This window comes from Mycobacterium sp. G7A2, assembly GCF_041902445.1.
Taxonomy (GTDB): Bacteria; Actinomycetota; Actinomycetes; order Mycobacteriales; family Mycobacteriaceae; genus Mycobacterium.
In genome coordinates, this window is the sequence record NZ_CP169251.1 from 1,311,733 (window position 1) to 1,331,779 (window position 20,047).

At 69.8% G+C, this 20,047-nt stretch carries 17 protein-coding genes and 1 tRNA gene; 9 read left to right on the plus strand and 9 right to left on the minus strand.

Annotation, left to right across the window (positions count from 1 at the left end; genetic code table 11):
• Nucleotides 1–17: 17 nt before the first annotated feature.
• From ACEWX3_RS06380 to ACEWX3_RS06400, 5 genes are all read right to left on the minus strand, one after another.
• A complete protein-coding gene (locus ACEWX3_RS06380) occupies nt 18–674 on the minus strand; it encodes a 50S ribosomal protein L25/general stress protein Ctc (RefSeq protein ID WP_152518465.1) in 657 nt (218 codons plus the stop codon).
• Between the two features lie 142 nt (nt 675–816).
• On the minus strand, nt 817–1,698 hold the full coding sequence (locus ACEWX3_RS06385) for an oxidoreductase (protein ID WP_374158983.1): 882 nt from the start codon (nt 1,696–1,698) through the stop codon (nt 817–819).
• 164 nt (nt 1,699–1,862) lie between these two features.
• Nucleotides 1,863–2,525 (minus strand): LpqN/LpqT family lipoprotein, encoded by a 663-nt coding sequence (locus ACEWX3_RS06390; RefSeq protein ID WP_221354768.1) that lies wholly within the window; start codon nt 2,523–2,525, stop codon nt 1,863–1,865.
• Nucleotides 2,522–2,863 (minus strand): arsenate reductase (glutaredoxin), encoded by a 342-nt coding sequence (gene arsC, locus ACEWX3_RS06395; protein ID WP_221354770.1) that lies wholly within the window; start codon nt 2,861–2,863, stop codon nt 2,522–2,524. Before arsC ends, ACEWX3_RS06390 begins: the two co-directional genes overlap by 4 nt.
• 33 nt (nt 2,864–2,896) lie before the next feature.
• A complete protein-coding gene (locus tag ACEWX3_RS06400) occupies nt 2,897–3,877 on the minus strand; it encodes a ribose-phosphate diphosphokinase (RefSeq protein ID WP_152518461.1) in 981 nt (326 codons plus the stop codon).
• Between the two features lie 158 nt (nt 3,878–4,035).
• Between ACEWX3_RS06400 and ACEWX3_RS06405 the strand changes: the two genes are divergently transcribed.
• Nucleotides 4,036–5,409, plus strand: coding sequence for a DUF2254 domain-containing protein (locus tag ACEWX3_RS06405; RefSeq protein WP_373889039.1), 1,374 nt, complete (start codon nt 4,036–4,038; stop codon nt 5,407–5,409).
• Nucleotides 5,410–5,486: 77 nt separating this feature from the next.
• Here ACEWX3_RS06405 and glmU read toward each other — a convergent pair whose 3' ends face one another.
• Together glmU and ACEWX3_RS06415 are read right to left on the minus strand one after the other, a co-directional pair.
• Nucleotides 5,487–6,971, minus strand: coding sequence for a bifunctional UDP-N-acetylglucosamine diphosphorylase/glucosamine-1-phosphate N-acetyltransferase GlmU (gene glmU / locus ACEWX3_RS06410; protein ID WP_374158984.1), 1,485 nt, complete (start codon nt 6,969–6,971; stop codon nt 5,487–5,489).
• Nucleotides 6,972–7,070: 99 nt separating this feature from the next.
• Nucleotides 7,071–7,142, minus strand: a tRNA-Gln gene (locus ACEWX3_RS06415).
• 86 nt (nt 7,143–7,228) lie between these two features.
• On the opposite strand from ACEWX3_RS06415, the gene ACEWX3_RS06420 reads away from it, so the two are divergent.
• The 8 genes from ACEWX3_RS06420 to ACEWX3_RS06455 all read left to right on the plus strand — a co-directional run bounded on the left by ACEWX3_RS06420 (nt 7,229) and on the right by ACEWX3_RS06455 (nt 17,049).
• Nucleotides 7,229–7,822 carry a TetR/AcrR family transcriptional regulator gene (locus tag ACEWX3_RS06420; RefSeq protein WP_152519859.1) on the plus strand — a complete coding sequence of 198 codons (594 nt, stop codon included), beginning with the start codon at nt 7,229–7,231 and terminating at the stop codon, nt 7,820–7,822.
• Nucleotides 7,823–7,919: 97 nt separating this feature from the next.
• Nucleotides 7,920–11,564, plus strand: coding sequence for a transcription-repair coupling factor (mfd, locus tag ACEWX3_RS06425; RefSeq protein ID WP_374158985.1), 3,645 nt, complete (start codon nt 7,920–7,922; stop codon nt 11,562–11,564).
• Nucleotides 11,565–11,612: 48 nt separating this feature from the next.
• Nucleotides 11,613–12,572 carry a nucleoside triphosphate pyrophosphohydrolase gene (locus ACEWX3_RS06430; RefSeq protein ID WP_374158986.1) on the plus strand — a complete coding sequence of 320 codons (960 nt, stop codon included), beginning with the start codon at nt 11,613–11,615 and terminating at the stop codon, nt 12,570–12,572.
• Between the two features lie 149 nt (nt 12,573–12,721).
• A complete protein-coding gene (locus ACEWX3_RS06435; protein ID WP_152518456.1) occupies nt 12,722–13,471 on the plus strand; it encodes a lytic transglycosylase domain-containing protein in 750 nt (249 codons plus the stop codon).
• 98 nt (nt 13,472–13,569) lie between these two features.
• Nucleotides 13,570–14,859 (plus strand): phosphopyruvate hydratase, encoded by a 1,290-nt coding sequence (gene eno, locus ACEWX3_RS06440; protein ID WP_207065880.1) that lies wholly within the window; start codon nt 13,570–13,572, stop codon nt 14,857–14,859.
• Nucleotides 14,860–14,862: 3 nt separating this feature from the next.
• On the plus strand, nt 14,863–15,621 hold the full coding sequence (locus ACEWX3_RS06445; protein ID WP_374158987.1) for a septum formation initiator family protein: 759 nt from the start codon (nt 14,863–14,865) through the stop codon (nt 15,619–15,621).
• The gene (locus tag ACEWX3_RS06450; RefSeq protein ID WP_374158988.1) at nt 15,614–16,105 is read left to right on the plus strand and encodes a DUF501 domain-containing protein; all 492 of its coding nucleotides are present in this window, start codon (nt 15,614–15,616) and stop codon (nt 16,103–16,105) included. The genes ACEWX3_RS06445 and ACEWX3_RS06450 overlap by 8 nt, the downstream gene beginning before the upstream one ends.
• The gene (locus tag ACEWX3_RS06455) at nt 16,096–17,049 is read left to right on the plus strand and encodes an exopolyphosphatase (RefSeq protein WP_374158989.1); all 954 of its coding nucleotides are present in this window, start codon (nt 16,096–16,098) and stop codon (nt 17,047–17,049) included. The genes ACEWX3_RS06450 and ACEWX3_RS06455 overlap by 10 nt, the downstream gene beginning before the upstream one ends.
• A 524-nt stretch (nt 17,050–17,573) precedes the next feature.
• On the opposite strand, the gene ACEWX3_RS06460 is transcribed toward ACEWX3_RS06455, so the two are convergent.
• Together ACEWX3_RS06460 and ACEWX3_RS06465 are read right to left on the minus strand one after the other, a co-directional pair.
• Nucleotides 17,574–18,047 carry a DUF4383 domain-containing protein gene (locus tag ACEWX3_RS06460; RefSeq protein WP_207065876.1) on the minus strand — a complete coding sequence of 158 codons (474 nt, stop codon included), beginning with the start codon at nt 18,045–18,047 and terminating at the stop codon, nt 17,574–17,576.
• A 92-nt stretch (nt 18,048–18,139) separates the two neighbouring features.
• The gene (locus ACEWX3_RS06465; protein WP_374158990.1) at nt 18,140–20,011 is read right to left on the minus strand and encodes a propionyl-CoA synthetase; all 1,872 of its coding nucleotides are present in this window, start codon (nt 20,009–20,011) and stop codon (nt 18,140–18,142) included.
• Nucleotides 20,012–20,047 lie beyond the last annotated feature (36 nt).

Below are 20,047 nucleotides of genomic sequence, written 5' to 3' on the forward strand. Positions count from 1 at the left end.
CGTTTGTCGTCGCCGGACTATTCGGAGTCGGATGCCGATTCCTCGGCTGCCTCGTCACCCTCGGTCTCGGTGTCGGCCTCGGCCGCAGCCTCGCCTTCCTCACCGGCGCCCTCGGCCTCGAGCTCTTCTTCGCTCGGCGCCTCGACGACGTTGACGACCAGCATCTCCGCGTCGGAGACCAGCGACACACCCGCGGGCAGGGCGATGTCACCGGCGGTGATCTGCGTGCCCTCTTCGGCGCCTTCCACCGACACGGTGAACTGCTGGGGAATCGAGGTCGGGTCGGCCTCGATCTCGATGGTGTTGGCGTCCTGGGTGACCAGCGTGCCGGGTGCGGCTTCGCCCTCGACGACGACGTTGACCTCGACGGTCACCTTCTCGCCGCGGCGGACCACGATCAGGTCGGCGTGGGTGATGGTGCGGCGGATCGGGTGGATGTCGAGCGCCTTGGGCAGCGCGAGCTGCTCTTCGCCGTCGATGTCGAGGGTGAGCAGGGCGTTGGTGCCGGCGTTGCGCAGCACGGCGGCGAAGTCGTGGCCGTCCAACTCGAGGTGGCGGGGGTCGGTGCCGTGGCCGTACAGCACGGCGGGGACGCGACCTTCGCGGCGGGCGCGGCGTGAGGCGCCCTTGCCGGTCTCGGTGCGGACCGATGCGGTCAGATTGTTGGTGGCCATGGTTCTCCTAGCGTGCCGTTGCTCGATTGGTCATGCACGGCCAGGGTGCGCACCGAAGATGCGGTATCCCGTCGATAACGGCGGCCCTGCTGAGCAGGCCACCCTCGCCGTGACGCGCCAGCCAGGGTAGCGCACGGCGAGCTCAGAGTGGAAATTCGGTGGCGGTGAGCTGCTCGGACAGCGTCCACAGCGCCCGCGCCGTGGACTGCTTGCGGGCCAGCGGGCTGCGTCGGGACGGGCCGGTCGGTCCCCGCATCGCGAACCTCGGGCCGATGAAGCTGTCGCCCGGCAGCGCGGCGGACACCGCGTACAGCGTCTGGCGGGCGCCGAAGTCGGCGTCGGTGGCCATCAGCTTGTTGCCGATGCCGGCGACCCGGGAGCCCCACCGGCTGCCGGTGTGTCCCTGCAGATTCGTCGCCGAATAGCCGGGATGGGCGGCATGCGCCTGCAGCGGTGACCCCGCCGCGGAGAGTCGGCGCTGCAGTTCGCTGGTGAACAGCAGGTTCGCCAATTTGGACTGACCGTAGGCAGGCCAGGCGAGGTAAGGCCGCGACTTCCAGTTCAGGTCGGTCAGGCTGATGTAGCCGAACAGATGCATCATCGACGACACAGTGACCACGCGGTCGGTGATGACGGGCAACAGCATGTTGGTCAGCGCGAAGTGACCGAGGTGGTTGGTGCCGATCTGGCTCTCGAAACCGTCGGCGGTCAGGGCGTAGGGCACCGCCATGATGCCGGCATTGTTGACCAGCACGTCGACCCGGTCGCCGGAGAGCGTGAAGCCTTCCGCGAAATCCCGGATCGACGACAGGTCCTGCAGGTCCAGCCGGCGGACCTCGACGTCGCCGGACATGTCCGCGGCAGCCGCGGTGCCCTTGTCGACGTTGCGCACCGCGAGAATGGTCCGGGCGCCGACGCGGGCGAGTTCGCGGGCGGTGATCAGCCCGAGGCCGCTGTTCGCGCCGGTGACGATGACGGTGCGGCCGGCGAAAGAGGGCAGATCGGCGGCGGTCCACTCGGTCATGGGCATCACCCTAACGCCGGTCGGTGAAGTCGGCCGTCGTGCGTCCGGCCGGGCAGCCGACGGGGCGGCGTGTCGGATGGTTGAACCGTCCCGAGCGACGGTGACGACGTCCACCCTCGTCGTCCCCGGTCGGTCCAGCGGACGCTACTGCCGGGACGCGCGGCTCACCGGGTTGCGGGTGCGGCGCCGGGCACCGAGACCGTGAAGCCCTCGATGATCTTCTCCATGTCGGGGGCGTCCGCGACGGCCTGTTCGGCGTAGCCGGTGACGGTGAACTGGACCAGGTAGCGCTTGCGCGCCGGCGGTGCTCCGGTGGCGATGACGACCCGGTTGTAGGTGTGCATCCGGTTGTTGGCCAGGTCGTAGCTGCCCTCGATCATCGTCGACGGGAAGCCCTCGAAGTCCTTGGTGGAGGAATTGAGCATCCGGAAGTTCTGCGACATCTGGGCGTCGTCGTCGGCATGGGTCAGCGCCTCGGCGACGTCGAACTCCCCGTCGAGTTCGAACACCATCAGCATCGCCGTCGGGTAGGTGTTGCCCTTGGCGATCATCCGGGTGCCCGGCGAAAGGCTGCTGTCCTGGTAGGGCTGCCAGCCTGCGGGGGTCGGCATCGACACCGTCAGGTCCTCGAGCATCTCCGGGGACACCGGCTGCCCGACGACACCGGAGTCTTCGAGGAACTTCGACAGCGGAACGAGATCGGGCGCCGGGGCCGCCGGTGTGGCGCTGGGTGACGACCACACCGACTGGTAGTCGGGTGCTTCGGTGGCGCATCCGGAGACCACCAGCGCCCCCAGCGCGGCCACCAGTGCCCTCCGCAGCGTCACAGGATCTCGCGGACGTTGTCGAGCGGGCGGGCGAGCCGGGTGCCGTTGTCGGTCACCACGAAAGGGCGCTCGATGAGAATCGGGTGTTCGGCCATCGCGTCGAGCAGCTGGTCGTCGGACGCGTCGGCCAGACCGAGCTCGCTGTAGAGCGATTCGCGTTTACGCACCGCGGTGCGCACGTCGATGCCGGCGTCGGCGATCAGTGTCTCGAGCTCGGCCCGCGACGGCGGGTTCTTCAGATACAGCACGACCTCGGGCTCGACACCGTTGTCGCGCAACAACTCCAGGGTCTTGCGCGACGTCGAGCACTTCGGGTTGTGGTAGATCCGCGCCGTCATCATGTCTCCTCGCGCGAGCGCTCGTCGGGTTCGTCAGGCCGATCCGTCGAAAAGCCCTGTCACCGAACCGTTCTCGAACACCGCGCGAATCGTGTTGGCCAGCAGTGGTGCGATCGACAGGACCGTGAGCTGCGGAAACATCTTGTCTTCGCTGATCGGCAGCGTGTTGGTGACGATGACCTCGCGGGCGCCGCTGTCGGCGAGGCGCTGCGGGGCCGGGTCGGACAGCACCCCGTGGGTGGCGGCGATGACCACATCGGCCGCACCGTCGGCCTTGAGCAGTCGCACCGCCCCGGCGATCGTGCCGCCGGTGTCGATCATGTCGTCGGTCAGGATGCACGTCTTGCCCGCTACGTCGCCGACGACGCGGTTGGACTTGACCTGGTTGGGCACCAGCGGATCGCGGGTCTTGTGGATGAACGCCAGCGGCACACCGCCCAGCGAGTCGGCCCACTTCTCGGCCACCCGCACCCGGCCGGAGTCGGGGGAGACGACGACCATGTCGTGGTCGGCGTAGTTCTCGGCGATGTAGCCCGTCAGCAGTTTCTGGGCGCGCATATGGTCGACCGGGCCGTCGAAGAAACCCTGGATCTGGTCGGTGTGCAGGTCCACGGTCACGATGCGGTCGGCGCCGGCCGTCTTGAGCAGGTCGGCGACCAGCCGCGCCGAGATCGGTTCGCGGCCGCGGTGCTTCTTGTCCTGGCGGGCGTAGGGGTAGAACGGCAGGATCGCGGTGATGCGTTTGGCGCTGCCGCGCTTGAGTGCGTCGATCATCAGCAGCTGTTCCATCAGCCACTGGTTCAGCGGCCAGGGATGGCTCTGCAGCACGAACGCGTCACAGCCGCGCACGGACTCGTCGAAGCGGACGAAGATCTCGCCGTTGGCGAAATCCCGGGCCGTTTGCGCGGTCACCGGAACGTCGAGTTCCTTGGCGACCTGCTCGGCCAGTTCGGGATGCGCGCGACCCGAGAACAGCATCAGGTTCTTGCGGTTGTCAGTCCAGTCGTGGCTCACGGGCTGCCCTCGGCTCGGTGATTTGTACGGGGCCATCGTACGTAGCGCGTACACCCATACGCTGGCGGGTTACCGGAATGCCAACATCCGGCGACCGCACGCTACCAGTCGGTAGCCTCACTACGGGAACGACGACGTCCGACGGTCCCGCGGAGGTGATGCAGGTGCGCGTCTGGTCGGCGGTCAACCGCCGCAGAACGTGGATGCTCGACGCGATCCGGACCCGGCTGTGGCCGGTGCCGACGATGGCCATCGCGGTGGCCATCGTGGCCGGTCTGCTGCTGCCCGAGCTCGATCAGATGCTCGACGGTGCGATGCCCGCGGAGGTCTCGAGGTGGATCTTCGGCGGGGGCCCCGCGGCGGCGCGCGACCTGCTCGCCGCCATCGCCGGCTCGGTGATGACGGTGACATCGCTGACGTTCTCGCTGACTCTGGTGACGTTGCAGCTGGCCAGCAGCCAGTTCTCACCGCGGCTGTTGCGCACCTTCGCCCGGGACAGGTTCGTGCAGCGCACGCTCGGGCTGTTCGTGGCGACGTTCGCCTACGCGTTGACGGTGCTGCGGACCGTGCGCGACAGCGACAACGGCGGCACGGTGTTCGTGCCGCAGATCTCGGTGACGGTCGGCTTTCTGCTCGCGGTGATCAGCGTGATCACGTTGGTGCTGTTCCTCGGGCATCTTGTGCGGCTCATCCGGGTGGAGACGCTGCTCGGCTCGGTGCTCAACGAAGCCTTGCGCAACGCGGAGGCCAGCCTCGAGCAGATGGACGAATCGTCTGACGGGCACTCGGTGCCTGCCCCGCCGCGGGATGCGGTGCCGGTCGCCGGCAGCGGGACAGGGTTCCTCACCGGGGTTGACGCCCAGCCCGTGGTCGGTGCCGCGGCCGACGCCGGGGCGGTCGTCGCGCTGCAACGCAAGCCCGGGGACTGGGTGGTCCAGGGCACGCCGGTGGCGCTGGTGTGGGCGGCCGGCGGTGGACGGCTCGAGGACGACGACTTCTCGGCGGTGCGCGACTGCGTGACCGAGGCGGTGCGGGTCGGCGACGAGCGCACGCCGGTGCAGGACATCGGCTACGCGGTGCGGCAGCTGACCGACGTGGTGGTCAAGGCGCTCTCGCCCGGTATCAACGATCCGACGACGGCGGTGCACGGCATCGGGCACCTGTCGGCGCTGCTGTGCCGGCTGGCGGATCGTCGGCTCGGCCCCTCGGTGTATTGCGACGACGACGACGTGGTGCGGGTGGTGCTCGAGGGTCCGCGGCTGGCCGACCTGCTCGACGAGGCAGTCACCCAGCCGCGCCATTACGGTGCCGAGGACGCGGCGGTGCTCGCGGCGATCACCCGGCTGCTGCGTGATCTGGCCTGGTGTGCGGGCTCGCGGCACCGCTCGGCCATCGACAACCAGCTGACCCGGATGCGGCGCACTGTGGCCAGCCAGGACTTCGACCCTGCCGAGCGGGAGATGCTCGAGGGGTTGGCGCTGGCCACCGAGGAGGCGCTGGCCGGCCGCTGGCGCCGTCCCGAGGTCGTCTAGCTCGCGCCGTCGGACGGGTTCGTCCAGTCTTCGCCGCCGGACGGGTTCGTCCAGTTCTCGCCGCCGGAGGAGGTCGGCTAGCTCCCGCCGTCAGACGAGGCGGTGTCATCGGACGAGGCGGTGTCCGCGGGCCGTTCGGCGGCCAGTCGAGCGGCTTCGGCCGCGGCGCTGCCCGGACGTTTGCGCTGTACCCAGCCTTCGATGTTGCGTTGCGGGCCGGCCGACACGGCCAGCGCCCCGGGCGGCACGTCGTCGCGGATCACGGTGCCCGCACCGGTGTAGGCACCGTCGCCGACCGTGACCGGGGCGACGAACATGGTGTCCGAGCCGGTCCGCACATGCGAGCCGATCGTGGTGCGCGACTTCGTCTCCCCGTCGTAGTTGACGAAGACGCTGGAGGCGCCGATGTTGCTGTGCTCGCCGATGTCGGCGTCGCCGACGTAGGTCAGGTGCGGCACCTTGCTGCCGGCGCCGATCGCGGCGTTCTTGGTCTCGACGAACGCGCCGAGCTTGCCGGCGCTGCCCAGCTTGCTGCCGGGGCGCAGGTAGGTGAACGGGCCGACGGTGGCCTCGTCACCGATCTGAGCTGACGTGGCGTGGGTGCGCACGACCTCGGCGGCGTCGCCGACCGTCACGTTCGTCAGCGTCGTGTCCGGGCCGATCTCGCATCGCGACCCGATGCGGGTGCTGCCGAGCAGCTGGGTGCCGGGCCGTATGACGGTGTCGCGGCCGATCGTGACGTCGACGTCGATCCACGTCGAGGCCGGGTCGATGACCGTCACCCCGTTGCGCTGATGGGCCGCCACCAGGCGCCGGTTCAGTTCGGCGCCCAACTCGGACAGCTGCACGCGGTCGTTGACGCCGGCGACCAGCGAGGCGTCGTCGACGTGGTGGGCGCGCACCACGTGGCCGTCGGCGCGCACGATCGCGATGACGTCGGTCAGGTACAGCTCGTGCTGGGCGTTGTCGGAGCTCAGCCGGCTCAGCGCCGAGCGCAGCGCGGCGATGTCGAAGGCGTATACCCCGGCGTTGACCTCGGTGATCGCCTGTTGCGATGGGGTGGCGTCGGCCTGTTCGACGATGCCGATGACGTCGCCGTCCTGGGTGCGCAGCACCCGGCCGTAGCCGGTCGGGTCGGGCAGGGTGGTGGTCAGGACGGTGACCACCGCCGCTTCGGCGCTGTGGGTGGAGACCAGCTCGGCCAGGGTCGCGGCGTCGAGCAGCGGTACGTCCCCCGCGGTCACCACGACGACCCCGGTGAACTCCTCGGGCAGCGCGCTGAGCCCGCAGACCACGGCGTGACCTGTGCCCAGCTGCTCTTCCTGCACGGCGATCTGCACGTCGCGGCCCACATCCCTGCCGATGTCGAGGGCGGCGGGCGCCACGCGTTCCCGGTCGCGTCCCACGACGACCACCAGATGGCGCGGCGCCACCTTCGTCACCGCGTGCAGCGAGTGGGCCAGCATGCTGCGCCCGGCCAGGGTGTGCAGCACCTTGGGGGTGTCGGACTTCATCCGGGTGCCCGCTCCTGCAGCGAGGATCAGGACGGCGGCCTCACTCATCACAGTCCTTCCCGCGGTCCACGCCCGGCGAGCGTGCGTGTTTGCCCCTCGACGCGCCGGTCAGCGCCGGCATTCCGCGCACGGTCGCCGCGGTCACTGCTCCGTCGCCAGGACTCGAACCTGAACTATCTGAACCAAAATCAGAGGTGCTGCCGATTACACCACGACGGACCGATCACCCAGAGACTCTAGTCGAAGCAACTAACCTGGAGCCCGTGGCTGGGTCCGAGAAAGAGGTGCGCGCTCCACGTGCCCGGATGACCGGTAGTGAACGTCGCCAGCAGCTCATCGAGATCGCCAAGTCGCTGTTCGCCGAGCGGGGCTACGACGGCACCTCGATCGAGGAGATCGCGCTGCGGGCCAACGTCTCCAAGCCGGTCGTCTACGAGCACTTCGGCGGCAAAGAGGGCCTGTACGCCGTGGTCGTGGACCGGGAGATGTCCGCGCTGCTCGACGGCATCACGTCCTCGTTGACCAACAACCGGTCGCGGGTACGCGTCGAACGGGTCGCGCTGGCCTTGCTGACCTACGTCGAACAGCACACGGACGGTTTCCGCATCCTGATCCGTGATTCCCCGGCCAGCATCACCTCGGGCACCTATTCGACCCTGCTCAACGACGCCGTCAGCCAGGTGGCCTCGATCCTGGCCGGTGACTTCTCCCGGCGCGGCCTGGACCCTGACCTCGCGCCGCTGTACGCGCAGGCGCTGGTCGGGTCGGTGTCGATGACCGCGCAGTGGTGGCTCGACGTGCGGGAGCCGAAGAAGGAAGTGGTGGCCGCCCATCTGGTGAACCTGTGCTGGAACGGGCTGACGCATCTGGAGTCCGACCCGGTGCTGCACCAGGAGTAGCGGTCAAACAAGCGGGCCGCGTCCTCCTTTCGTGACCCGCACCACGTGGGATGCCGGAGGAACGGCTGTCGTCGCAGACGCTTACAGTGGAGTCATCATGACCGCATCGGGGACCATCGATGTCCACACCCCGATCGCGGGCCTCATCGAGCTGGCACTACGGGATCCCTCTCTGCACGAGGTGACCCGCCGTGCCGCCGAGCGGCCCGCCGATCTCGATCTCATCGGCCCGGCCAGTGCCCGGGTCTACGCGGCTGCCGCGATCGCCCAGACGGGCCCGCTGCTGGTCGTCACCGCGACCGGCCGGGAAGCCGACGACCTGACCGCCGAGCTGCGCGGCGTGTTCGGCGACTCCGTCGCGCTGTTCCCGTCGTGGGAGACGTTGCCGCACGAGCGGCTCTCGCCGGGCACCGACACGGTCGGCGCGCGGATGCTGCTGCTGCGCCGCCTCGCCTACCCCGACGATGCGCGGCTGGGCCCACCCGTGCGCATCGTCGTCACCACCGCGCGCTCGCTGCTGCAGCCGATGGCCCCCGACCTGGCCCGGACCGAGCCGGTGACGCTGACCGTGGGTGAGGAACCCGACACCGCGGCCGGAGCCGCGGGGGCCGACGCGTTCGACTCGACCGTGCACCGGCTGGTCGAGCTGGCCTACACCCGCGTCGACATGGTCGGCAAGCGCGGCGAGTTCGCCGTCCGCGGCGGCATTCTCGACCTGTTCCCCCCGACCCTCGAGCATCCGGTGCGCGTCGAGTTCTGGGGTGACGAGGTGTCGGAGATGCGGATGTTCTCGGTCGCCGACCAGCGCTCCATCCCCGAAATCGACATCGACGTCGTCATCGCGGTGCCCTGCCGCGAGCTGCTGCTCACCGACGACGTCCGCGACCGCGCCGCCGCTCTGGCCGCCGAGCACCCGGTCGTCGAGAACAGCGTGCCGGGGTCGGTGCCCGACATGCTGGCCAAGCTCGCCGAGGGCATCCCGGTCGACGGCATGGAGGCGCTGCTGCCGCTGCTCAAGCCGACCGAGCTGGCGACGCTGCCCGACCACCTTCCGGCCGGCGCCCCGCTGCTGATCTGCGATCCGGAGAAGGTGCGCACCCGCGCCGCTGATCTGATCAAGACCGGCCGCGAGTTCCTGGAGGCGTCCTGGTCGACCGCCGCCGTCGGCGGCGACGTGCCCATCGACATCGAGGCCCTCGGCGCGTCCGGGTTCCTCGGCTTCGACGACGCACGCGACAACGCCCGCACCGGCGGGCATCCCTGGTGGACGCTCAGCCAGCTCGACAGCGGCTCCGGGGAAGCGCTGCAGCTCGACATCCGCCCCGCCCCGTCGGCACGCGGTCAGCAGCACAACCTGGCCGAGATCTTCGCGATGCTGCGCGCTCACGTCATGACCGGCGGTCACGCCGCCGTCGTCACCCCCGGGGCGGGCACGTGCATGCGTGTCGTCGAGCAACTCGGCGAATCCGACACGCCGGCAACGCTGTTGGAGCCAGGGGCGCCGCTGAAGGAAGGCGTCGTCGGAGTTCTCAAGGGCCCGCTGCACGACGGCGTCGTCCTGCCCGGCGCCAACCTGGTCGTGATCACCGAGACCGACCTGACCGGCAACCGCGCCGGTGCCACCGAGGGCAAGAAGCTGGCGGCCAAGCGGCGCAACGTCGTTGACCCACTCGCGCTGACGGCGGGCGATCTCGTCGTGCACGATCAGCACGGCATCGGTCGCTTCGTCGAGATGACCGAGCGGGTGGTCGGCGGGGCACGCCGCGAATATCTGGTGCTGGAGTACGCCTCCACTAAGCGAGGCCAGACCGCCGACCGGCTGTATGTGCCGATGGATTCGCTGGATCAGCTGTCGCGCTACGTGGGCGGCGAGGCGCCCACGTTGAGCAAGCTCGGCGGCAGCGACTGGGCCAACACCAAGACCAAGGCCCGCCGCGCGGTGCGCGAGATCGCCGCCGAGCTGGTCGCGCTGTACGCCAAACGGCAGGCCTCGCCGGGGCACGCGTTCGCCCCGGACACCCCGTGGCAGGTCGAGATGGAGGACGCGTTCGGCTTCACCGAGACCGTCGACCAGCTCACCGCGATCACCGAGGTGAAGTCCGACATGGAAAAGCCGGTTCCGATGGACCGGGTGATCTGCGGTGACGTCGGCTACGGCAAGACCGAGATCGCGGTGCGCGCGGCGTTCAAGGCGGTGCAGGACGGTAAGCAGGTCGCGGTGCTGGTGCCGACGACGCTGCTGGCCGATCAGCACCTGCAGACGTTCACCGCGCGGACCGCCGGCTTCCCGGTGACGGTCAAGGGCCTGTCGCGGTTCACCGACCCCGCCGAATCCCGCGCCACGCTGGAGGGGATGAAGGACGGCAGCGTCGACATCGTGATCGGCACCCACCGGCTGCTGCAGACCGGGGTGACGTGGAAAGACCTGGGGCTCATCGTCGTCGACGAGGAACAGCGCTTCGGTGTGGAGCACAAGGAGCACATCAAATCGATGCGCACCCACGTCGACGTGCTCACCATGAGCGCCACCCCGATCCCGCGGACGTTGGAGATGAGCTTGGCCGGCATCCGGGAGATGTCGACGATCCTCACCCCGCCCGAGGAGCGCTACCCGGTGTTGACGTATGTGGGGCCGCACGACGACAAGCAGGTCGCCGCCGCGCTGCGCCGCGAGATGCTGCGTGACGGGCAGGCGTTCTACATCCACAACCGGGTCCGCTCCATCGACCAGGCGGCCGCGCGGGTGCGGCAGATGGTGCCCGAGGCGCGGGTGGTGGTGGCGCACGGGCAGATGCCCGAGGAACAGCTGGAGAAGACCGTCGAGGGCTTCTGGAACCGCGAGTACGACATCCTGGTCTGCACCACCATCGTCGAGACCGGCCTGGACATCTCCAACGCCAACACGCTGATCGTGGAACGCGCGGACACCTTCGGGCTCTCGCAGCTGCACCAGCTGCGCGGGCGGGTGGGCCGCTCGCGTGAGCGGGGCTACGCCTACTTCCTGTATCCGCCCGAGGTGCCGCTGACCGAGACGGCCTACGACCGGCTGGCCACCATCGCCCAGAACAACGAACTCGGCGCCGGTATGGCGGTGGCGATGAAGGACCTCGAAATCCGCGGCGCCGGAAACGTGCTGGGCGCCGAGCAATCCGGGCACGTCGCCGGCGTCGGCTTCGACCTGTACGTGCGGCTGGTCGGTGAGGCCGTCGAGGCGTACCGGGCCGCCGCGGACGGGAAAACCGTTGCCACACCGGAGGAGTCGAAGGACGTGCGGGTCGACCTACCCGTCGACGCGCATCTGCCGCCGGACTACATCAACAGCGACCGGCTGCGGCTGGAGGCCTACCGCCGGCTGGCGGCGGCCACTGACGACCGGACCATCGACTCCGTGGTCGATGAGCTCGTCGACCGCTACGGTCCGCTGCCCGAGCCGGCCGAGCGCCTGGTGGCCGTGGCTCGGCTGCGGCTGCTGGCCCGCGCGCACGGTGTCACCGAGATCGGGGCGGCGTCGGCGACCACGGTGCGCATCTCGCCGATGACCCTGGCCGATTCGGCGCAGCTGCGGCTCAAGCGGCTCTACTCGGGCGCCAGCTACCGGGCCACCACCTCGGTGGTGCAGGTGCCGATTCCGCGGGCGGGCAGCGGGGTGGGCTCGCCCCGGATCCGGGACCTGGACCTGGTGGCGTTCGTGGCCGGGTTTTTGCTGGCCACGACGGGAAACCGGACGAGGAAGTTGATATAACCAAGTTCGGAGGTGCCTCGGGCGGATGAACCACGTGAGTGAGCGGCGGTGACGGTCGTCCTGGTGGATCCACGCCGGCCCTCCCTGGTCCCTGTCGAGGCGATCGAGCTGCTGTCCGGGGACGTGCAATACACCGAGGAGATGCCGATCAAGGTGCCGTGGTCGCTGCCGTCGGCGCGTCCGGCCTACGACGGTGAGCCCGCCGAGGTGCTGTTGTCCAGCGACGCCGAGCACCCCTCGGTGCTGTCGCGAATCTCGGCCGGGGAGCGGGTGATCGCGGCGCCGGCCGCGGCCTCCGGGGAGCGATTGGTCGACGCGGTGGCTCTGATGGACCGGTTGCGCACCGCCGGCCCGTGGGAAAGCCAGCAGACCCACGATTCGTTGCGGCGTTACCTGCTCGAGGAGACCTACGAGCTTTTCGACGCGGTGCACGGCGGCGATCTCGGCGAACTGCGCGACGAGCTCGGTGATGTGCTGCTGCAGGTGCTGTTCCACGCCCGCATCGCCGAAGAGGCCCCCGAGCATTCATTCACCATCGACGACGTCGCCGACGCGCTGGTCCGCAAGCTGGGCAACCGGGTGCCCGCGGTGCTGGCGGGGGAGTCGATCTCGCTGGAGGACCAGCTGGCGCAGTGGGAGCAGCGCAAAGCGCTGGAGACCTCCAAGCGCGAATCCTGCATGGACGACATCCCCACCGCCCAGCCGGCGTTGGCGCTGGCCCAGAAGGTGCTTGCCCGCGCCGAGGGGGCCGGGGTGCCCGCCGATGTGGTTCCCGAGGAGCTGACCTCGGTGACGGTGTCGGCGGAGGTGGACGCCGAGAACGCGCTGCGCACCGCGGTGCTGGAGTTCATGGACGACGTACGCAGCGCCGAACGCGCCGCAGCCGCCGCCCGCCGCGGCGACGACGTCGCCGAGGAACTCGACGGCGCCCCGCTGACCGGGATCGGCGCCGACGACTGGCGCGCCCACTGGCCGGGGACAGAAGAGGCGGATCCGCCCAGCGTGTGACCCCGCGTAAAGGTGCCTGACCTGACGCGGCCGCCGAGGCGTCAGCGATCGTGATTTTTCTCGTCCCACGCCTGCATGCGCAGGTCAGCCGCAATTCCTTGACTGCATGGGAACATGGATGACAACCAGAGTGGGTTGTGAGGAGACCGGTGACGCGGGTGCGGTGGCTGCAGGCGGTGGCCGTGATCGGCGCGACAGCGCTGCTCATGGCTGCCAGCTGTTCGTGGCAGATGGGCAGCCGCATCCCTGAGGGGGTGCCGCCGCCGGCGGGTGATCCGGTTCCGCAGATCGACACCTACGCCTCGGGCAGGCCCGCCGACCAGCTGCATCAGTGGGCCGCCGAGCGCGCCCCGGCGCTGGGCATCCCGGTCACGGCGCTGGAGGCGTACGCCTACGCCGCCCGCGTCGCTCAGGTCGAGAATCCGGACTGCAACCTGGCGTGGACGACGCTGGCGGGTATCGGCCAGGTGGAGAGCCATCACGGCACCTACCGGGGGGCCGACATCGCCGCCAACGGTGACGTCTCGCCCCCCATCCGAGGCGTGCTGCTCGACGGCACCGGCGGCAACCTGGAGATTCTCGACCACGACTCCGTCAGCCACGACCCGGCCGTCGAGGACAAAGGCGACGAGCCCTACGCCCGCGCGATGGGGCCGATGCAGTTCATCCCCGAGACGTGGCGGCTCTACGGGGTGGACGCCAACAACGACGGCGACATCAGCGCCGACAACATCGACGACGCCGCGCTGTCGGCGGCGGGCTATCTGTGCTGGCGCGGCAAGGATCTGTCCACCCCGCGGGGCTGGATGGATGCGCTGCGCGCCTACAACCTGTCCGACCAGTACGCGCGCAACGTCCGTGACTGGGCCACGGCCTATGCGAACGGACATGCCCTCTGAGCACGCCGGCGCAGCGGCCACGCTCTAGGCTCATGGCCGAGGCCGTTCCCGATCCGAGATCGTCAACCCGTCACGTCCCCGAGAGCTAGGAGGCACCAGTGCCCATCATCGAGCAGGTCGGAGCCCGCGAAATCCTCGATTCCCGGGGGAACCCGACCGTCGAGGTCGAGGTCGGCCTGCTGGACGGCACGGTCGCCCGCGCCGCGGTGCCCTCGGGTGCCTCCACCGGTGAGCACGAGGCCGTCGAGCTGCGCGACGGCGGACCGCGCTACCTGGGCAAGGGTGTGCAGAAGGCCGTGGAGGCGGTGCTCGACGAGATCGCCCCGGCGGTGATCGGTCTCGGCGCCGACGAGCAGCGCCTGGTCGACCAGGCCCTGGTCGACCTCGACGGCACCCCGGACAAGTCCCGGCTGGGCGCCAACGCGATCCTCGGGGTGTCGCTGGCGGTGTCCAAGGCGGCCGCGCAGGCCGCGGAGCTGCCCCTGTTCCGCTACATCGGCGGACCCAACGCGCACATCCTGCCGGTGCCGATGATGAACATCATCAACGGCGGCGCCCACGCCGACACCGGCGTCGACGTCCAGGAGTTCATGATCGCCCCGATCGGCGCGCCCTCCTTCAAGGAGGCGCTGCGGTGGGGCGCCGAGGTGTACCACGCGCTGAAGTCGGTGCTCAAGAAGCAGGGTCTGGCGACCGGACTCGGCGACGAGGGCGGTTTCGCTCCCGATCTGCCCGGCACCAAGGCCGCGCTGGATCTGATCGGCTCGGCGATCGAGGCCGCCGGGTTGAAGGTCGGCGCCGACGTCGCGCTCGCGCTCGACGTCGCGGCCACCGAGTTCTACACCGACGGCACCGGCTACGCGTTCGAGCGGGAGACCCGCAACGCCGAGCAGATGGCGGCGTTCTACGAGGATCTGCTGGGCGGCTACCCGCTGGTGTCGATCGAGGATCCGCTGTCCGAGGACGACTGGGACGGCTGGGTGACGCTGACCACCGCGATCGGCGACAAGGTGCAGCTGGTCGGCGACGACCTGTTCGTCACCAACCCCGAGCGGCTCGAGGACGGCATCGAGAAGGGCGCGGCCAACGCGCTGCTGGTGAAGGTCAACCAGATCGGCACGCTGACCGAGACGCTCGATGCGGTCGCTCTGGCGCACAACGCCGGGTACAAGACCATGATGAGCCACCGCAGCGGCGAGACCGAGGACACCACGATCGCCGATCTGGCGGTGGCGGTCGGCAGCGGCCAGATCAAGACCGGTGCGCCGGCGCGCAGCGAGCGCGTCGCCAAGTACAACCAGCTGCTGCGCATCGAGGAGGAACTCGGCGACGCCGCACGCTACGCCGGGGACCTGGCCTTCCCGCGCTACACGCCGGAGACCACATAGCCCGTGCCCGACGCGAAACGGCCCGACCCGAGGCGCCGGGGTGCGGCGTCCCGGCCGGGTAAACCGCGGGGGACGTCACGCCGTACCGCGCCGCGCGCTGCGAAAGATGCGGCGGCCGGCGTCCCGAAAGACGCTGCACCGGGCGTTTCGAAGGACGCCGCGCCACGCACGGGCAAGGAGGTCTTGCCCGTCGAACCCCACGGCGGGGACGACGTCCAGGCGCCGGCGACCGGTTCGGTGCGCGAGGTCATCGCCACATCGGCAGAGCAGGCCGCCGAGCAGCGCTTCGGGTCGGCGGCGCGGCGGGCGGCGATCCTCGCCGCGGTGGTGTGCGTGCTGACGTTGACGATCGCCGGCCCGGTGCGCACGTATTTCGGTCAGCGCACGGAGATGAAGCAGCTGCAGGCCACTGAAGCTCAGTTGCGCGCCCAGATCGCCGAACTCGAGCAGCAGAAGGACAAGCTCGCCGACCCGGTGTTCATCGCTGCGCAGGCCCGTGAGCGGCTGGGGTTCGTGATGCCCGGCGAGATTCCCTACCAGGTGCAGCTGCCGCCGCAGGCGGAGCTGCCCGGGTCGCCGGCCGAGCAGGCACAGCAGGCCGCGAGCGGGGCCCCGTGGTACACCGCGCTGTGGCACACCATCGCCGACGAGCCTCACGGCGCGCCTCCGACGGCGCCGCCCACTCCGCCGGGTGCGCCCGGTGCGCCGCCGCCCGTTGCCCCCGAACCACCCGCGCCCGGCGCGCCGCCCCCCGGTGGTTGAGCAAGCCGATCTCGACGCCGTCGCCGGGCAGCTGGGTCGAGAGCCCCGCGGTGTCCTCGAGATCGCCTATCGATGCCCCAACGGCGAACCAGCCGTCGTGAAGACCGCGCCGAGACTGCCTGACGGAACACCGTTTCCGACGCTGTACTACTTGACCCACCCGGCGCTGACCGCCGCGGCGAGCCGGTTGGAGTCGGCGGGTCTGATGCGGGAGATGACGGAGCGCCTCGAGGAGGATGCGGAGTTGGCCGCCGCCTATCGACGCGCGCACGAGTCGTATCTGGCCGAGCGGGACGCGATCGAGTCCCTGGGGACGACGTTCTCCGGCGGCGGCATGCCGGATCGCGTCAAGTGCCTGCACGTCGTGATTGCCCACTCATTGGCGAAAGGACCGGGAGTGAACCCATTCGGAGACGAGGCGTTGGCGGTGTTGGCCGCCGAACCGGGGATGGCCGGGATCCTGGATCCGACGGTGTGGACGTGACGCGGGTGGCGGCCGTGGACTGCGGCACCAACTCGATCCGGCTGTTGATCGCCGACGTCTCCGGCGGCGGGCTGGCGGACCTGCACCGCGAGATGCGCATCGTGCGGCTCGGCCAGGGGGTGGACGCGACGGGCGAATTCGCGCCCGACGCGCTGCTGCGCACGCAGCTCGCTCTGGTCGACTACGCCGAGATGATGCGCGAGCACGGCGTCGAGGCGGTCCGCATGGTGGCGACCTCAGCGGCCCGCGATGTGGCCAACCGGGATGCGTTCTTCGCGATGACCGCCGAGGTGCTGGGAGCGGTGGTGCCCGGCGCGGTGGCCGAGGTGATCACCGGTACCGAGGAGGCCGAGCTGTCCTTCCGCGGCGCGGTCGGTGAACTCGACAGTGCCGCCGGGCCTTTCGTGGTGGTGGACCTCGGCGGCGGTTCCACCGAAGTCGTGCTGGGCTCCCCGGATTCGGTGGAGGTGGCGGCCGGCTATTCGGCCGACATCGGGTGCGTGCGGCTGACCGAGCGCTGCCTGCATTCCGATCCGCCTACCGCCGACGAGGTCGAGTCGGCGCGGGCCGTGGTGCGCGAGGCACTCGAGGAGGCGCTGCGGGTTGTGCCGGTGCAGCAGGCCCACACCTGGGTGGGGGTGGCAGGCACGATGACGACGCTGGCCGCGTTGGCGCTGAAGATGACCACCTATGACTCCGACGCCATTCACCTGTCCCGGGTGGGGTTCGACGAGCTGCTGCCGGTGTGCGAGGAACTGCTGGTGATGACCCGTCAGCAGCGCGCCGCCCTGGGGCCGATGCATGAGGGCCGCGTCGACGTCATCGGCGGCGGGGCGATCGTGGTGCAGGAGTTGGCTGCGGCGCTGCAGGAGCGGACCGGCATCGACGAGTTGGTCGTCAGCGAGCACGACATCCTCGACGGCATCGCCCTGTCGATCGGTTGAGCTGTCTCTTGGGTGAGCGCCTTGAGCGGCTGAGCTGTCTCGCGCACCCGGGAGCGCCTTGAGCGGCTGAGCTGTCTCGCGCACCCGGGAGCGCTTCGAGCGGCTGAGCTGTCTCGCGCACCCGGGCTTGCCTCGCGAGGGTACGCATTGTGATGGAAATAGCCCGAATTCCGTCAGAAACCGTACTCCCGCTGCAGAGGCCTGACCGAGATGCGGCTCTTGCGGCTCGTGCCGCTCTCGCCGCCGCTTACCGACTTCCTGTCCGTGGGGCAGCGCGCCCGGGAGCGCCCGAGCGCCCGAGCGCCGCGAAGCGCGCGATCGCCCGCGAGAGCCTCGCGAAAGTACGCATTGTGATGGAAATAGCCCGAATTGCATCAGAAACCGTACTCCCGCTGCAGAGGTCTGACCGGCGAGTCCCTAGGTGGGCCGACGGCCCAGTGCCCCGGCGAGTCCCTAGGTGGGCCGACGGCCCAGTGCCCCGGCGAGTCCCTAGGTGGGCCGACGGCCCAGTGCCCCGGCGCGGGTCAGGCGGCCGCGCCGAGGTGCGGACGGCGCCGGATCCGCCGCTTCGTCGGGTCCCGCTGCCCGCCGAGGGTGACGGCCAGCAACAGCATCATCGCGCCGATGCCGAGGTGCAGCCAGTTGTCGGCGTTGTTCAGGGGGACGACGTGGGCGTCGCTGCCCCGCTCGACCAGCAGCCCGTAGAGCCACAGGCCCAGGTAGAGCACCCCGCCGAGGAGCAGATACGCGCGAGCACCGGAATACGTCCGGGCCATCGCGAACCCGAGACCGCCGAGCACCAGGTGAAACGCGTTCACCAGCACCGACACCACGAACACGCCGAACAGCGTTGCCCCCGAATGCTGCCCGGCCCATGCGAGCTCGCCGACATTCGCGGTGGCGCCCGGGATGAAGCCGAGCAGCCCGATCAACGTCAACGCCGCCGCGACGATCAGGGCCGCGCCTTGCACCGCCATGTACTTGGGTTGTGACGCCACGAGCCACCCTCCCTCCCACGTCGACGAAATTGACGATCGTGTGGAAGAGGTACCCACCCTCGCGCCGCGGATAACACCTGCGGCGCAACCGGTCAGGAGCGCAGGATGGGGGCGAGGGTGTCCAGGACGCCGGGGTCCTCGATGGTCGACGGCACCGGTTCGTCCCGGCCGGCGGCGATCCCGCGCAGTGTCTTGCGCAGGATCTTGCCCGAGCGGGTCTTCGGCAGCGCCGGGACGACATCGACCAACCGGAACGCCGCGACGGCACCGATCTCGTCACGCACCAGCCGCACCAGCTCCTCAGCCAGCCCGTCGGTGGAGGCGCCGGACTTGACGACGACCAACCCGCGGGGCGCCTGCCCCTTGATCTCGTCGGGTACGCCGATCACCGCGCACTCGGCCACCGCCGGGTGGGTGGCGAGTACCTCCTCGATCGCGCCGGTGGACATCCGGTGTCCGGCGACGTTGATGACGTCGTCGATGCGCCCCATGACGAACAGGTAGCCGTCTTCGTCATAGCGGCCGCCGTCGCCGGTCAGGTAGTAGCCGGGGTGTTCGGACAGATACGACGCCTCGTAGCGCGCCTCGGCGTTCCACAGCGTGGGCAGGGTGCCCGGCGGCAGCGGCAGCCGGATACAGATCGCGCCTTCCTCACCCGCCTCGCAGCGGTTGCCGTCGTCGTGCAGCACATGGATGTCGTAGCCGGGCATGGGTACGGTCGGCGAGCCGGCTTTGATCGGAAGTGCTTCGGCGCCCATCGGATTGGCGGCGATGGCCCATCCTGTCTCGGTCTGCCACCAGTGGTCGATCACCGGGACGCCGAGGTTGTCGGTGGCCCAGTGGTAGGTGTCGGGGTCCAGGCGCTCGCCGGCCAGGAACAGATATTTCATTCCCGACAGGTCGTAGTCGGCCAGGTACTTGGCTTCGGGATCTTCCTTGCGGATCGCGCGGATCGCGGTCGGGGCGGTGAACAACGCCTTCACCCCGTGCTCGGAGGCGACCCGCCAGAACGCGCCCGGGTCGGGGGTTCCGACCGGTTTGCCCTCGTAGAGCACGGTGGTGGCGCCCAGGAGCAGCGGTGCGTAGACGATGTAGGAGTGGCCGACGACCCAGCCCACGTCGGACGCGGCCCAGAACACCTCGCCGGGGGCGATGTCGTAGATGTGGCGCATGCTCCACAGCAGCGCTACTGCGTGGCCGCCGTTGTCGCGGACGATGCCCTTGGGCTTGCCGGTGGTGCCCGAGGTGTAGAGCACATACAGCGGGTCGGTCGCGGCGACGGGCACCGGGTCCACCGGCTGAGCCGAAGCCATCACGTCGGCCCATTCCACGTCGCGGCCCTCGATGAGGTTGCAGCGGTGCCGGTCACGTTGCACCACAACGCAATGCGTGGGCGGGTGCTCAACCGCGGCGATCGCGGCGTCGAGCATCGGCTTGTACTCGACCACGCGGGTGGGTTCGATGCCACACGAGGCGGACACGATCACCGTCGGGCGCACGTCGTCGATGCGCACCGCCAGTTCGTGTGGGGCGAAGCCGCCGAACACCACGGAGTGCACCGCGCCCAGCCGCGCGCACGCAAGCATCGCGATGACGGCCTCGGGGATCATCGGCATGTAGATGACGACCCGGTCGCCCTTGCCGACGCCCAGGCCGCGCAGGGCACCGGCGAAGCGGGCGGTCTCGTCGAGCAGCTCGGCGTAGGTGTAGACGCGCTTGGTGTCGGTGACGGCGGAGTCGTAGATGAGCGCCGGCTGTTCGGCGCGGCCCGATTCGACGTGGCGGTCCAGGGCGTTGGCGCAGGTGTTCAGCTCGGCGTCGGGGAACCAGCGGTAGAACGGAGGGTTGCTGTCGTCGAGGATGCGCTGCGGTTCGCGGGTCCAGGTGACGGCCGTGGCGGCGTCGGCCCAGAAGCCGGCGGGGTCGGTGATGCTGGCGTCGAACAGGTCGCGGTACCCGGGCATATCGGCACCGTAGCGCGTTGCCGATAGTCTTCGGGT